The 13,598-nt window shown below is 67.9% G+C and carries 13 protein-coding genes and 1 other RNA gene; 8 read left to right on the top strand and 6 right to left on the bottom strand.

All coding sequences use genetic code 11. The features are described 5' to 3' along the window. Positions 1-13: 13 nt before the first annotated feature. Both ACYQ7X_RS04145 and thyX read right to left on the bottom strand, forming a co-directional pair. Positions 14-3,388 (bottom strand): transglutaminase family protein, encoded by a 3,375-nt coding sequence (locus ACYQ7X_RS04145; RefSeq protein WP_459695573.1) that lies wholly within the window; start codon positions 3,386-3,388, stop codon positions 14-16. Positions 3,389-3,585: 197 nt separating this feature from the next. Next, positions 3,586-4,524: an FAD-dependent thymidylate synthase gene (thyX, locus tag ACYQ7X_RS04150; protein ID WP_459695574.1), complete on the bottom strand. Its 939-nt coding sequence runs from the start codon at positions 4,522-4,524 to the stop codon at positions 3,586-3,588. Positions 4,525-4,530: 6 nt separating this feature from the next. Here thyX and ssrA point away from each other — a divergent pair. The 8 genes from ssrA to ACYQ7X_RS04190 all read left to right on the top strand — a co-directional run bounded on the left by ssrA (position 4,531) and on the right by ACYQ7X_RS04190 (position 10,155). Further along, positions 4,531-4,854: a transfer-messenger RNA gene (ssrA, locus tag ACYQ7X_RS04155) on the top strand. 72 nt (positions 4,855-4,926) lie between these two features. Further along, entirely contained in the window at positions 4,927-5,454 is a 528-nt protein-coding gene (locus tag ACYQ7X_RS04160; RefSeq protein ID WP_459695575.1) for an SspB family protein, read from the top strand. Between the two features lie 172 nt (positions 5,455-5,626). Beyond that, entirely contained in the window at positions 5,627-6,022 is a 396-nt protein-coding gene (locus ACYQ7X_RS04165) for a VOC family protein (RefSeq protein ID WP_459695576.1), read from the top strand. Next, positions 6,022-7,056 carry a tRNA preQ1(34) S-adenosylmethionine ribosyltransferase-isomerase QueA gene (gene queA / locus ACYQ7X_RS04170; protein WP_459695577.1) on the top strand — a complete coding sequence of 345 codons (1,035 nt, stop codon included), beginning with the start codon at positions 6,022-6,024 and terminating at the stop codon, positions 7,054-7,056. The genes ACYQ7X_RS04165 and queA overlap by 1 nt, the downstream gene beginning before the upstream one ends. After that, entirely contained in the window at positions 7,053-8,174 is a 1,122-nt protein-coding gene (gene tgt / locus ACYQ7X_RS04175; RefSeq protein ID WP_459695578.1) for a tRNA guanosine(34) transglycosylase Tgt, read from the top strand. Before queA ends, tgt begins: the two co-directional genes overlap by 4 nt. Then, on the top strand, positions 8,167-8,631 hold the full coding sequence (queF, locus tag ACYQ7X_RS04180) for a preQ(1) synthase (protein WP_459695579.1): 465 nt from the start codon (positions 8,167-8,169) through the stop codon (positions 8,629-8,631). Before tgt ends, queF begins: the two co-directional genes overlap by 8 nt. Further along, positions 8,628-9,683, top strand: coding sequence for a tRNA epoxyqueuosine(34) reductase QueG (queG, locus tag ACYQ7X_RS04185; RefSeq protein ID WP_459695580.1), 1,056 nt, complete (start codon positions 8,628-8,630; stop codon positions 9,681-9,683). Before queF ends, queG begins: the two co-directional genes overlap by 4 nt. 271 nt (positions 9,684-9,954) lie before the next feature. Next, positions 9,955-10,155 (top strand): hypothetical protein, encoded by a 201-nt coding sequence (locus tag ACYQ7X_RS04190; protein ID WP_459695581.1) that lies wholly within the window; start codon positions 9,955-9,957, stop codon positions 10,153-10,155. Positions 10,156-10,171: 16 nt separating this feature from the next. Here the strand turns inward: ACYQ7X_RS04190 and ACYQ7X_RS04195 are convergent, their stop codons facing one another. From ACYQ7X_RS04195 to minD, 4 genes are all read right to left on the bottom strand, one after another. Next, entirely contained in the window at positions 10,172-10,642 is a 471-nt protein-coding gene (locus ACYQ7X_RS04195; protein ID WP_459695582.1) for a hypothetical protein, read from the bottom strand. A 112-nt stretch (positions 10,643-10,754) separates the two neighbouring features. Then, positions 10,755-12,446 (bottom strand): flavin monoamine oxidase family protein, encoded by a 1,692-nt coding sequence (locus tag ACYQ7X_RS04200; RefSeq protein WP_459695583.1) that lies wholly within the window; start codon positions 12,444-12,446, stop codon positions 10,755-10,757. 33 nt (positions 12,447-12,479) lie between these two features. Next, positions 12,480-12,773 (bottom strand): cell division topological specificity factor MinE, encoded by a 294-nt coding sequence (gene minE, locus ACYQ7X_RS04205; protein ID WP_459695584.1) that lies wholly within the window; start codon positions 12,771-12,773, stop codon positions 12,480-12,482. After that, the gene (minD, locus tag ACYQ7X_RS04210) at positions 12,770-13,585 is read right to left on the bottom strand and encodes a septum site-determining protein MinD (protein ID WP_459695585.1); all 816 of its coding nucleotides are present in this window, start codon (positions 13,583-13,585) and stop codon (positions 12,770-12,772) included. Before minD ends, minE begins: the two co-directional genes overlap by 4 nt. Between the last annotated feature and the right edge of the window lie 13 nt (positions 13,586-13,598).

The following is a 13,598-nucleotide window of genomic DNA, read 5'->3' on the forward strand; positions in this document are numbered from 1 at the left end:
GCTTATGCGCCCATCAAGCGAAGCGGCGCAAATCGAGGCTGCGCGGATGCTCCACCCCCGCCGCGCCGCGCGGCTCGGGCATCGGCCCGGGGCTATGGCGATGGGTGCTGAAGCGCGAGCGCCGCCGGGCCTCCGCCTCGTTCGCATTCACCGGGAAATGCTCGTAGGCGAGGCCGCCGGGATGGGAGATGTGATGGGTGAGGCCGCCGAGGGAGCGGCCGCTCCAGCGGTCATAGATATCGAAGACGAGCGGCGATTGGGCGCGGATCGTCGGGTGCAGGGCGGAAGGCGGGTTCCAGGCCTTGAAGCGCACGGCGCCCACGGCATCGCCCAGCCGGTCGGCTTCCGTCAGCGGCACGGCGATGCCGTTGCAGGCAAGGATGAAGCGCTCCGCCACCCAGCCGCTGACCTTGGCCTGGATGCGCTCGGCCGAGCTATCGACATAGCGGACGGTGCCGCCCGCCGCCGGATCTTCGGCGAGCGTATGCCACGGCTCCAGCGCATGGGAGATTTCGAGCGTGACGCCATGGGTGGAGACGGCGCCGATCACGGGGAAGCGGAATTCGACATGCGGGGCGAACCATTCGGCCGGAATGGGAAAGCCCAGGGCACCGAGATCGCGGAGCGCATCCCGCAGATCCTGCTCGACATAATGGCGCAGCATGAAATCGTCGTGCAGCCGGGCGCCCCAGCGGATGAGCGGCCGCTCATAGGGTTTCTGCCAGAAGGCGGCGATGGCCGAGCGCATGAGATGCACTTGGGCGAGCGACATCTGGGCATGCGGCGGCATCTCGAATGCGCGGAATTCGACGAGGCCGCGCCGCCCGCCGACACCCTCGGGGGCATAGAGCTTGTCGATCGAGAATTCGGTGCGATGGGTATTGCCGGTCATATCGGCGAGGATGTTGCGCAGCAGCCGGTCGGTCAGCCAGGGCACGGTCTCGCGGAAGGGGCTGATCTGGGCGAAGGCGATTTCCAGCTCGTTCAGGCTGTCCATCCGCGCTTCGTCGATGCGCGGATGCTGCGAGGAGGGGCCGATGAAGAGGCCGCTGAAGAGGTAGGAGAGGCTCGGATGGTTCTGCCAGAAGCCGAGCAGGCTCTTGAGCAGGTCCGGCCGGCGCAGGAAGGGGCTGTCCGCCACCTCCACCCCGCCCATCACCACGTGATTGCCGCCGCCGGTGCCGATATGGCGGCCGTCGAGCATGAACTTCTCGGTGGCGAGGCCCTCTTCCCGGGCGATGGCATAGAGCTGCTCGGTACGCTCCACCTGCTCGGCCCAGCTCGTCGCCGGATGGATATTGACCTCGATGACCCCGGGATCGGGGGTGACCGAGAATTGGTTGAGCCGGGCATCGGCGGGCGGCGGATAGCCTTCGAGAAAGACCTTGCAGCCCAGCTCCTCGGCCGTCGCCTCTACCGCCGCGGCAAGGTCGATCCAGTCCTCGGCCTCGTAGAGCGGCGGGAAGAAGACGTGGACGATGCCGCCCCGCGCCTCGACCGACAGGGCGGTGCGCACCAGCCCCGGCTCCTCCTGGCCCGGGCGCGGGCGATAGGCTTCCCAATCCCGGTCCTGCGGCATGATGCCGCCGGCCAGGCCGTAGCCGCCGCCCTGGCCGGCGAAGCCCCGGCCGGCCATGCCGGCGCCGAGGTCCGACGAGCCCCAGAGCCGCGCCTGGCGTTCGTTGCGCGGGTGCGGCGGCAGGGCGGGGCGCGGGCTGAAGGGATCGCGCTCGCTCTCATAGGGAATATGCTGCGGCTCCGCCCAGGGCAGGGTTTCGAGCGGCAGGCGGAAGCCGACCGGGCTATCCCCCGGGATCAGGAACAGCGGCCCCTCGCGGAAGAACCAGCGGCCGCTCTGCCAGCGCCGCCCCTCGCCCACCACGGCGCGCCGCAGCGGCAGGACCGAGCCGACCGAGGCGCCGAGCCCCTGGCCGAACACTCGGGCGAGGCGCGCGCGCTCCAGCGGATCGCGGAGCTTGGCATCTTCGACGACGACATTGGCCGGCAGCCGCTTCTCCCGCCACAGGAAATAGTGGATGTCCTCATATGCCGGAATGACGAGGGCCGGATCGACCCCGAGACGCTCGGCGAGGCGGCCGGCGAAGAGCGCCGCCTCCGTCGCGGTTGCCGCGCCGCGATCCTCGTCCGAGGCGAGGAGATCGGGGTTGAGCCAGATCGGCTCGCCATCCCGCCGCCAGTGGCAGAGCAGCGCCCAGCGGGGCAATTGCTCGCCCGGATAATGCTTGCCGAGCCCGTATTGCAGGGCCGCCCCCGGCGCCCAGAGCGGCGCCAGGCGGCGGAGCAGCCGGCCGGCCAGCCGGCGCTTCGAGGGGCCGAGCGCCTCCGTCGTCCATTCCGGGGCATCGAAATCCGAGGCCGAGACGAAAGTGGGCTCCCCGCCCATGGAAAGCCGCACATCCCCGGCGAGCAGCGCCCGATCGACCCGCGCGCCGGCGCGCAGGATCTCGGACCAGGTCTCCGGCGCATAGGGCTTGGTGGTGCGCGGCGTCTCCGAGACCCGCGCCACCGTCATCGCGACGTCGAAGGTCGTCTCGCATTCATCGACGAGGCCCGAGATCGGCGCCGCGGAAGCGGGTTCCGGCGTCGCGGCGAGCGGGATATGGCCGTCGCCGGCGAGCAGGCCGGAGGTCGCGTCCAGCCCGATCCAGCCGGCACCGGGGAGATAGACCTCCGCCCAGGCGTGCAGATCGGTGAAATCCGCGGCGGGGCCCGCCGGGCCCGTGACCGGCTTCTGATCGGCGACCAGCTGGATGAGATAGCCCGAGACGAAGCGCGCGGCGAAGCCCAGGTGGCGCAGCAGATTCACCAGCACCCAGGCCGAGTCGCGGCAGGAGCCGGTGGCGCGGGCGAGCGTCTCCTCCGGCGTCCAGACGCCGGGTTCGAGCCGGACGATATAGGCGATGCGCTCGGCCAGCATCTGGTTGATGGCGACCAGGAGATCGACCGTCTTGCGCGGCGCGCGCGGGATCTCGGCGATCAGCGCGGCGAGTTCCGGCCCCGGCGGATGGAGCTTGCGGAAGGGGGCAAGCTCCTCCTCCAAGCCGGGATCGTAGGTGAAGGGGAACAACTCCGCCTCGGGTTCGAGGAAGAAATCGAAGGGGTTGATGGTCGCCATATCGGCGATGAGATCGACCGTGACATCGAAATGCGTGACGCGTTCGGGAAAGACCACGCGCGCCTGGAAATTGCCCTGTGGATCCTGCTGCCAGTTGATGAAATGCGGCTCGGGCGAGACGGTGAGGCTATAGGAGAGGATCGGCGTGCGGGCGTGCGGCGCGGGCCGCAGCCGGATCGTCTGCGGGCCGAGTGTCACCAGCCGATCGTAGCTGTAGCGGGTGCGATGGGTCAGCGCGGCATGGATCGACATCGGCGGGCTCTTCCTCGGCTGGCGGGGCAGGGCGGGCGGGTGGCGGCCTTGCCCGCGCGGCCGCCGGAGGCGCCGGCAGGCTTGCGGGGCAAGGCGCTAACCCCATGATGCTGCCCGACAATCAGCCGTCGGTCGATGGCTTTGATGCAGGTGCGAGAAAAATTCTCGCCGTTCCGTGAGGCGCGTGGCGGGGGCGTTCAGCCTTCCCGGCCGAGAGCCGCCATCATCTCCCGCCATTCGCGTATCGAGAGGCCGCTTTCCGCCTGGCCCACCGCCTCGCCCGCCAGCATGCGGCGGAGGATCGCCATCATCGGGGCGGAGAAGCTGACGGCGCCGAGCCGATAGTCGCGGAAGGCTTCGGCCGCCACCGGCACCCAATCCTCGGTGATCGCCATCATCGCCTCGGCATAGACGCGGATTTCGTACTGAGCGTGGGAATCGGCGCGAAGGGCGAGGAAATGGAAGAGGTTGTGGAGGTTGGTCTTCCAATACCATTGCGTATAGGTATTGAGCGTGAGGTTCATCCGCGCAAGTTCCCGCGCGAGGCCCTGGCGGGCGGGGTCGGCGGGCGCCGCCTCGCTCCCCTCGTTCAGCATCCAGGCATAGTCACGATAGCAGCGATCCGCATCCTCGCGCAGCAGATCGAGCACGCGCGCTGCCTCCTCGCCTTGCAGCACCGCATCCCGCCCCTGGCGGTTGAGGGCGGATTGCGCGGCAAGCTGCGCGGGCGCGGGGATGTAGAACTCCCGGTCCAGCACCGAATAGCGGGCGGAATACTCGTTCACATTCGCCGTGCGGTGCCTGATCCACTGCCGCGCCACGAAGATCGGCAGCTTCACGTGGAACTTGATCTCGCACATCTCGAAGGGCGTGGTGTGCCGGTGGCGCATGAGATAGCGGATGAGGCCGCGATCCTCGCTGACCCGCTTGGTGCCCCGCCCGTAGGAAACCCGGGCCGCCTGCACGATGGCGCCGTCATCGCCCATATAGTCGATGACGCGGAGGAAGCCGTGGTCGAGCAGCGGGATCGGCTTGTAGAGCCGCGCTTCGAGGGCGGGGACGGTGGCGCGGAGCGTCGGTTCCGGCAGATCCCGAGCCCCGGGGGTGGCGGTGGTCTGGTTTTCGCTCGGGCGCACGTTCAGCCTCTTCTCTTGTCCTGCCGGACGCCCTATATTCCTCTCGCTGGCTTCGGCCAACTATGGCGATAAACGGTGTTCGGAATAAGCGTAGTGGACCCGGGGGCAGTACCCGGCGCCTCCACCATTCACGTTCGGGCGATAGCTCCGACGTTCATGGGGGCGAAACAGGCTCGACACGCGCGGTAAAGGTGCATCTTTCGCTCGGCATGATACCGCCGTTATCGGGTCATTTTACAAATGCCAATGACAATCATGAGGCATTCGCTGTCGCTGCGTAAGCAGCAATAAGCGCGGTTCGGGGGGCACCGGGCAACAGAAGCCCCCTATATTCACGCTCCCTTTCCACCTAACATGCGCGCCGCAGGGCGAAAGCCCGCCGTATGAGAGGAGCCTTCCTGCGTGACGGACGAGCCTACCGAACTGCCGCCGAGCCTTCTGCCCTATGAAAGCTGGCTGGACGAGGCCCAGCGGGCGGTTGCTCTGCGTGCGCTGGTTCACGTCGCCGAGCATGGCCTCCCCGGGCAGCATCACTTCTACCTCACCTTCCGCACGGATTATCCCGGCGTGCACATCCCCTCCCGGTTGCTCGCGCAATATCCCGAGGAGATGACGATCGTCCTGCAGCACCAGTTCTGGGATCTCAAGGTGGATGAGGACGAGGTGCTGACCGTCGGCCTCTCCTTCTCGGGCATTCCTTCGACCCTCGTCATCCCCTCGGGCGCCATCGTCGGCTTCGCCGATCCGCATGTCCGCTTCGGGCTGCGCATGCAGCCGCGGCCCTTCGATGAAGAGGATGAGCTTGGCGAGGAGGCGGAGGCGGCGGAGGGTACGGCCGTAGAGCAGGACGCGGAAGCCCCGGCCCCGGCCGAGACGCCGCAGGTGGTGAGCCTCGACGCCTTCCGCCGGCGGAGCCCGCCCAAGGACTAGACGAGGCGAGAGCCCCGCCCGTCTCGCGCCTTGCCGTTCCGCGGCCGGCGCGGCTGTGCCTGGCGTGTGGAGACGCAGCCTCCCATCTCGGAACATTCCCAGCGCGCGCGTATTCCGCTATGCGCCGCTCTTGGCCGCTGTGCCGGCACCCGAGAGGATAGGGCTTCGAGGCATGCGTTTCACTATCGACCGGATCGACCACATCTCGCTCACCTGCCGCGACGTGGAGACCACAGCCTCCTGGTTCCAGCGCGTGCTCGGCATGGAGCGGGAGGAATTCGGCCAGGATCAGCGCACGGCGCTTCGCTTTGGCGGCCAGAAGATCAACCTCTATTCCGCTGACGAAGACCCGAGCGTGACGGGCGCTTCCGCCGGTCCCGGCACGGCTTCGATCTGCTTCATCACCGCCTTCGGCCCGGCGGATATCATCACCCATCTCGAAAGCTGCGGCGTGAAGGTCGAGAAAGGCCCGGTGCCGCGGCTCGGCGCGCTCGGGCCGATGAGTTCCGTCTATTGCCGCGATCCGGACGGCAACCACGTCGAGATCGCCTCCTACCTCGAAGACTGATGCGCCTCTCCGATTTCGATTTTGACCTGCCCGAGGGCGCGATCGCCCAAGCCCCGGCGCGCCCGCGCGATTCGGCGAAGCTGCTGCATGTGCGGGCCGATCGGCTCGCCGATCTCATCGTGCGGGATCTGCCCTCGCTCCTGAGCCCCGGCGATATCCTCGTCGCCAATAACACCCGCGTCATCCCGGCCCAGCTTTCGGCCAGGCGCGGCGAGGCGCGCATCGGCATCACTCTGGACCGGCCGCTGCCGGATGGCAGCTGGCAGGCGCTGGCGCGGAACGCCAAGCGCCTCCGCGATGGTGACCGGCTGGCCTTCGAGGGCGCCGATCTCACGGCGACGGTTGCCGAACGGCGGGCCGATGGCTCGGTCGCCCTCCGCTTCGATCAGGAAGGCGATCTCTTCGCCGCCGCGCTCGATCAGGCCGGCGCGCTCGCCCTCCCGCCCTATATCGAGCGGCCCGAGGGCCCCACGGCCGAGGATGCGGCGGATTACCAGACCGTCTTCGCCGACCCGAAAGGCGCCGTCGCCGCGCCGACAGCCGGGCTGCACTTCACGCCCGGACTGCTCGCTGGCCTCGATGCACAGGGCGTGCTGCGGGAGACCGTCACGCTCCATGTCGGCGTCGGCACCTTTCTGCCGGTGCGGGTCGAGGATGTCTCCGAACACCGCATGCATGCCGAGCGCGGCATCATTACAGCCGAGGCGGCGGCGCGCATCAACGCGGCGCGGGCGGCGGGCGGCCGCGTCGTTGCCGTCGGCACCACGAGCCTCCGCCTGCTCGAAACGGCGGCGGCGGATGGCACGCTCCGCCCCTTCACAGGCGAGACCGATATCTTCATCACCCCCGGCTACAGTTTCCGCATCGTCGATTGCCTCATGACCAATTTCCACCTGCCGAAATCCACCCTCTTCATGCTTGTCTCGGCCTTCATGGGGCTGGAGCGCATGCGAAGCGCCTATCAGCACGCCATCGCCCAGGGCTATCGCTTCTTCTCCTATGGCGATGCCTCGCTGCTGGAGCGCAGCCGATGAGCCTCACCTGGGAGCGTGCCGGCGCGGACGGCTATGCCCGTGCGGGGGTGCTGCGCACCGCCCATGGCGATGTGCCGACGCCGACCTTCATGCCGGTCGGCACGGCCGCGACCGTGAAGGCGATGACGGCGGATGCCGTGCGCGCCACCGGCGCGGGCATCGTGCTCGGCAATACCTATCATCTCATGCTCCGCCCCGGTGCGGATAAGGTCGCCTCCTTTGGCGGGCTGCATAAGCTCATGGACTGGCCGGGGCCGATCCTCACCGATAGCGGCGGCTTTCAGGTCATGTCGCTCGCCGGCTTGCGCAAGCTCGACGCCGAGGGCGTCACCTTCCAATCCCATCTCGATGGCTCGAAGCACCGGCTGACGCCGGCGATCTCAGTGCAGATCCAGCACAAGCTCGATGCCACGATCACCATGGTGCTGGACGAATGCCCGCCCTTCCCGGTGACGGAGGAGCAGGCGAAGGCGTCGATGGAGATGTCCATGCGCTGGGCCGGGCTCTCGCGCGAGGCCTTCGTGCCGCGCGCCGGCTACGGGCTTTTCGGCATCGTCCAGGGCTCAGTCTTCCCCGATCTCCGCCGCCGCTCGATCGAGGCGCTGATGGCGATCGGCTTCGAGGGCTATGCGCTCGGCGGCCTCGCGGTGGGTGAGGGCCAGGAGATGATGTTCGCCATGATCGAGGCGACGGCCGATCTCATGCCCGAGGACAAGCCCCGCTACCTCATGGGCGTCGGCACGCCCGATGATCTGCTGGGCTCGATCGCGCGCGGGATCGACATGTTCGATTGCGTGATGCCGACGCGGGCGGGGCGCACCGGCCGCGCCTTCACCTCGCGCGGCATCCTCAATATGCGCAACGCCCGCTTTGCCGATGATGGAAGGCCGCTCGACCCCGGCTGCGCCTGCCTCGGCTGCCGCCGCCACGTGCGCGGCTATCTGCATCACCTGTTCCGGGCGGAAGAAATGCTCGGGCCGATGCTGCTGACCTGGCACAACCTCACCTATTATCAGCGCCTCGTGGCCGGCGCGCGGAGCGCTATCCTGGAAGGCCGGCTCGATGCCTATACGGCCGCCGTTCGCGCCCGTTGGGCGGAAGGAGACAAGGATGAGTGACAACCCCTATGCCGGGCTCACGCAGCTCGGCGCGGAAGCCCGCCCGGCCGACCGGCCTGAGGATGCGCTGCTGGAACGCGTGCCCGCCCCGGCGCAGGGCAAGGATTACGTGGTGCGCTTCACCGCACCAGAATTCACCTCCCTCTGCCCGATGACGGGCCAGCCCGATTTCGCCCATATCGTCATCGACTATATTCCCGGTGAATGGCTGGTGGAGAGCAAGAGCCTCAAGCTCTTTCTCACCAGCTTCCGCAATCATGGCGCCTTCCATGAAGCCTGCACCATGATGATCGCCGAACGGCTGATCGACCTTCTCGCACCCCGCTGGCTCCGCATCGGCGCCTATTGGTATCCGCGCGGCGGCATCCCGATCGACGTGTTCTGGCAGACGGGCGCCCCGCCCGCAGGCGTCTTCCTGCCCGATCAGGGCGTCGCTCCCTATCGCGGCCGGGGATGACGAAGCGACCCGCCGATATCGGGGCCGAGATCCGCGCCAAGGCGCATGCACTCGGCTTCGATGCGGTGGGCTTCGCCCGCGCCGAATTGCCGCCCGAGGCGGCCGCGCGGCTGCGCGAACTCGTCGATGCCGGCGATCATGGCGAGATGGGGTGGCTGGCTGAACGGATGGAGCAGCGGGCCGATCCGCGCGGGCTTTGGCCGGCAGTGCGGAGCGTCATCTCCCTCGGCCTCTCCTACGCGCCGGAGGGCGAGCCGCTGGCGACCCTCTCGCAGCCGGCGCGTGGCGCTATCTCCGTCTATGCCCGCAACCGTGATTACCACGACATCCTCAAGGGGAAGCTCAAGCACCTCGCGCAGTTCATCGTGTCACGCGCGGCCGGGCAGCAACCGGAGGTGAAAGTCTTTGTCGATACCGCGCCGGTGATGGAAAAGCCGCTGGCTGCTGCCGCGGGCCTCGGCTGGCAGGGCAAGCACACCAACCTCGTCTCCCGCCGCCACGGCTCCTGGCTTTTCCTGGGCGAGATCTACACGACGCTCGATCTCCCGCCCGATCCGCCGCATGCCGACCGCTGCGGCAGCTGCACGCGCTGCATGGTCGCCTGCCCCACCGCGGCGATCCCCGCGCCCTACCGGCTGCAGCCGACGCGCTGCATCTCCTATCTCACGATCGAGCATGCCGGGCCGATCCCCGCGGAGTTCCGGGAAGCGATAGGCAACCGCATCTATGGTTGCGACGATTGCCTCGCCGTCTGCCCCTGGAACCGCTTCGCGGTTGCGGGGCGGGAGGCGAAGCTCGCGGCGCGGGCGGAGCTTCAAGCCCCCGCCTTGCGCGATCTTTCCCGCCTCGATGATGCGGCCTTCCGCGCGCTCTTCGCCGGCTCGCCGATCAAGCGCATCGGGCGGAACCGCTTCCTCCGCAATGTCGCGATCGCCATCGGCAATAGCGGGGATGCCTCGCTGCTGCCGGAGGCCGAGCGCCTCGCCGCCGAGCCCGATCCGGTGCTTGCCGAGGCGGGGGCTTGGGCGGTCAGCCGCCTCACCGCTCTCTGAAACAAGGGCTGGGGCCCTCCGCGGGCCCGCCGGTCGCGCGGCCGCATATACTTCCAAATAGTTAATGATATGGAGAATCTTGCTAGATATTAACGTTATGGTATCACGCACTGTGTTTAAGGCTGTGTCTGTCCGGTCCGCCGATGCAGCTTACGGCCGGCCGGGAGGTTTTTCGGCTGCGGGACGGGACAGGCCTCGGCCGCGGCGATGGCCGGAGGGGCTGGTCGCGATGTTCCGGCGTCGTGAGGCGAGGTTTCGAAGGGAAGCGGCGATGCCCAAGCAGGGGAGCAGCAAGCGGCTTGACCAGGCGGAGCATCCTTCGCCCTGGCGCCTCTCGCTCATCGGCATGGCGGCCGTGGGCGCCTTCGCCGCCTTCCTCGGCTTCGGCGGCTATCTCATGACGCAAGGGCAGGATCTCGGCTCGCAGCTCAACCGATCCTTCAGCCGCGCCGCCACCGCCGCGCACCCCTGAGGGGTGCCTGCCATCCTCAGCGCGTGAGGATGATCGCCATGTGGCGGAAATCGAAGGTGACGGCATAGGGCGCGAAGAAGTCGTGCCCGACCATGCCGGCGAGGGAGAAGCCGAACATGTGCTCCCATGGGAAAGGCCCGTCATAGAGCCCCGGCACATTCTTCTCCGCCACGCGCCCGAAGGAGAGCCGGCGCACCGTATAGGGCACGGTTTTGAGCGTGCCGCCACCGCCGGCCCCCGTTTCAGCCTTGTCCTCTTCCAGCTTGGCGAGCAGCGCGATCTGGCCGAGCTTGAGCACCGCGGGATAGTCCTCGGGCGTCTTCGCGACGATGCCCCGATACTGCGTGGCGGCTTCATCGAAATGCCCGGTTTGGAACAGCGTGTCAGCCGCTCCGAGCGGGTCGGCGCTCCCGCTCGCTGTCTGGGCGAGGCAGGGGGGCGCGGCGAGAAGCGCCAGGGCGGCGAGGCAAGCTCCGAGACGGCGCATCGGTCCAGGCTCCGCGTTTCCTGAACGGAAGCCTAACCGATCCGCGAGCGGGCGGATATGGCAACGAGCGGTGCCCGGATCGAAGCGCGCGGGCGAGTGCAGGAGGGAACGGTCAGCCCTGGAGTTCGACTGGCTTGATCGCCTCGAAGAGATCGCCAGGGCCCGGATTGGCCGCCGCACTCACCCCGCCATATTGGTGCATCACGCCCCAGACGCAATTGAGCGCGGTCTGCACCGCCCCCTCCGCCCAGCCGGGGGTGAAGGAGATGCCATCCCCCGCCAGGAACAACCCGCGTTCGCCCGGCGGCATCGCATCCTGCATGAAATGACAATACATCTGCCGGTTGTAGCGGTAGTGGCCAGGAAGCGCGCCCTTGAAAGCACCGAGGAAATTCGGGTCATTTTCCCAGGAGACCGTTATCGGCTCGCCGATGATGTGGGATGCAATATCAACGTCTGGATAAACTTTCGCGAGGGCCGCCAGCATCAGCCGCACCCGCTTGTCGGCATCAAGCGGCAGAACCTTCATCGCGTCCGACATCCAGGAGTAGGATAAGCAGATGACTGAAGGCTTGTCGGGCCCGTTGTCGAAGAGATAGGTGCCGCGGGTGATGCGATCGGAGAGCGTCATGCTCATGCGATAGCGCCCGCTCTCGGCATCGCGCTCCGTCCAGAAAGGCCGGTCCACCATCACGAAGGTTTTGGAGGACTGCATGTAGCGCGTGCGGTCCAGCGCCATCCAGAGCTTCTGCGAGAAGAGGCTCTCGTCGCAGTCGATATGCGTCGTCAACAGCCAGGACTGGCAGGTGACGATGGCGGCCTTGTAGAAGCGCTTGTCTCCCCAGCGGTCGGTGATGGCGATCCGCCCGTCATCGGCACGCGCGATGGAGGTGACGCCGGGGCGCGGCGCGCCGCCATGCAGGCGGCTCAGAGACGTGCCCGCGGGCCAATGGACCATCCGCTCCGGCACGCGAGACCAGAGGCGGCGCGGCAGTTGCTCGGCGCCCCCCAGCATGAGGCGCTGGCCCTCATCCTGCGCCGTCAACACGACGCGGAGGATTTCCAGCATGGAATTGGGGAAATCGCTATCCCAGCCGCCGGTGCCGAAACCCACCTGGCCGAAGACCTCGCGATGGCGGAAGGAGAGGCGCTGGAAGGCGGGCGAGGAGGCGACGAAATCGTAGAAGGTCCGCTCATCCCACTGCGCCACCAGCGGATCCCACAGCGCCTTCAGCGCGGGCACATCCTGCCGGCGGATGGCGCCTTGCAGCGCCGCGAAGCCCGATCCTTGCTCCAGCGCCTCGTCCCAGGCGTCCGACACCTCCTGCAGCAGTGGCGGCAGGCGCCCGCCGCCATTCCCCTCGACATAGAACTGCTCGCTTTCGAGGTCTATGAGGGTCGAGGGGGTCACCGCGTCGAGCGGATTGGGGAAGGGCGCGGTCTCGATCCCGACCGCATCGGCATAGTGGTAGAGCCCGCGCGAGGAGGTGGGGAAGCGCATGCCGCCCAGTTCGGCGACGACGCCGGCACCGCCGCTGAAGGGTTCCGAGCGCAGCCGGCCGCCGAGGCGCGCTGATTCGTAGAGCACCGGCCGGAGGCCGAGCTTCATGAGTTCGAACGCCGCGACGATCCCGGCGAGGCCCGCGCCGACCACCGCGACTTCCGCGCCGAGCGTTTCGGCCGGCAGGTGGCCGAGGCCCGCGGGATGCGTCAGCCAGGCATCATAGGCGAAGGGAAAATCCGGCCCGAAGGCGGTGACGGGCGGCAGATCGCCATCACCCGACTGGTGTCCTGATAGCGCCATCGGCGAGCCTCCTTGGGGACGCTTGCGGCCGGATCAGGAGGCGCGGAGCGCGGGATTGCCCGGCGTCTTGCGGCCCTGCAGGCCGGGCGGGATCTCGACGCCGATTTCCAGCGTCGAAAAACTGTCGCCCCGGTCGAGCTTCACCTGCACCTTCTCCCGCTCGACCGAGATGTGCTTGGCGATGACGGCGAGGATCTCCTCCTGCAGGATGGCGACGAGATCGGAATTGCCACCCAAGGTCGCGCGTTCATGCGCGAGCAGGATCTGCAGACGGTCCCGCGCGACCGTCGCCGTCGGTTTGCGGCTGAGGAAGCCGAAGAAGCTCATGCAACCCTCCTGCCGAAGAGCTTGCCGAGGAAGCTCTGCTTCTCGCCCGGCACCGTCATCGGCACCTGCTCGCCCAACAGCCGCCGGGCCGCGTCCATATAGGCGCGGGCCGGGGCGGAATCGGTGCTGGCGAGGGTGACGGGCGTGCCGAGGTTGGAGGCGCGGAGCACTTCCTGGCTCTCCGGAATGATGCCGAGCAGCGGGATCGAGAGGATCTCGAGCACGTCCTCGGTCTTCAGCATGTCGCCGCGCGCGGCGCGCACCGGATCGTAGCGCGTCAGCAGCAGGTGCTTCTCGATCCGCTCGCCCTTGGTGGCGCGCTCGGTCTTGCTGTCCAGCAGGCCGATGATGCGGTCGCTATCGCGCACCGAGGAGACTTCGGGGTTGGTCACGATCAGCGCGACATCGGCGTGGTGCATGGCGAGCGTCGCGCCCCGCTCGATCCCGGCGGGGCTGTCGCAGATCACCCAGTCGAACTTCTCGCGCAGCTCGGCGATCACCGCCGCCACACCTTCGCTGGTCAGCGCATCCTTGTCCCGCGTTTGCGAGGCGGGGAGGATCGAGAGGCTCTCCACTCGCTTATCTCGGATCAGCGCCTGGGAGAGCTTGGCATCGCCCTGGATCACGTTGATCATGTCGAAAACGACGCGCCGCTCGGCGCCCATCACGATATCGAGATTGCGCAGGCCGACATCGAAATCGACGACGACGACGTTCTGGCCCTTCTGCGCGAGGGCGGCGCCGATGGCGGCCGTGGAGGTGGTCTTGCCGACGCCACCCTTGCCCGAAGTCACCACGAGAACTTTCGCCATTCTTAACCCCTAT

It is taken from the genome of Acidisoma sp. C75 (assembly GCF_054665095.1).

What these genes read in the sequence shown, in the direction of transcription:
- ACYQ7X_RS04145 (WP_459695573.1), bottom strand. Translation starts at nt 3,388, where the DNA reads ATGTCGATCCATGCCGCGCTGACCCATCGCACCCGCTACAGCTACGAT.
- ACYQ7X_RS04165 (WP_459695576.1), top strand. Translation starts at nt 5,627, where the DNA reads ATGCGTTTCACTATCGACCGGATCGACCACATCTCGCTCACCTGCCGC.
- queA (WP_459695577.1), top strand. Translation starts at nt 6,022, where the DNA reads ATGCGCCTCTCCGATTTCGATTTTGACCTGCCCGAGGGCGCGATCGCC.
- tgt (WP_459695578.1), top strand. Translation starts at nt 7,053, where the DNA reads ATGAGCCTCACCTGGGAGCGTGCCGGCGCGGACGGCTATGCCCGTGCG.
- queF (WP_459695579.1), top strand. Translation starts at nt 8,167, where the DNA reads ATGAGTGACAACCCCTATGCCGGGCTCACGCAGCTCGGCGCGGAAGCC.
- queG (WP_459695580.1), top strand. Translation starts at nt 8,628, where the DNA reads ATGACGAAGCGACCCGCCGATATCGGGGCCGAGATCCGCGCCAAGGCG.
- ACYQ7X_RS04190 (WP_459695581.1), top strand. Translation starts at nt 9,955, where the DNA reads ATGCCCAAGCAGGGGAGCAGCAAGCGGCTTGACCAGGCGGAGCATCCT.
- ACYQ7X_RS04195 (WP_459695582.1), bottom strand. Translation starts at nt 10,642, where the DNA reads ATGCGCCGTCTCGGAGCTTGCCTCGCCGCCCTGGCGCTTCTCGCCGCG.
- ACYQ7X_RS04200 (WP_459695583.1), bottom strand. Translation starts at nt 12,446, where the DNA reads ATGGCGCTATCAGGACACCAGTCGGGTGATGGCGATCTGCCGCCCGTC.
- minE (WP_459695584.1), bottom strand. Translation starts at nt 12,773, where the DNA reads ATGAGCTTCTTCGGCTTCCTCAGCCGCAAACCGACGGCGACGGTCGCG.
- minD (WP_459695585.1), bottom strand. Translation starts at nt 13,585, where the DNA reads ATGGCGAAAGTTCTCGTGGTGACTTCGGGCAAGGGTGGCGTCGGCAAG.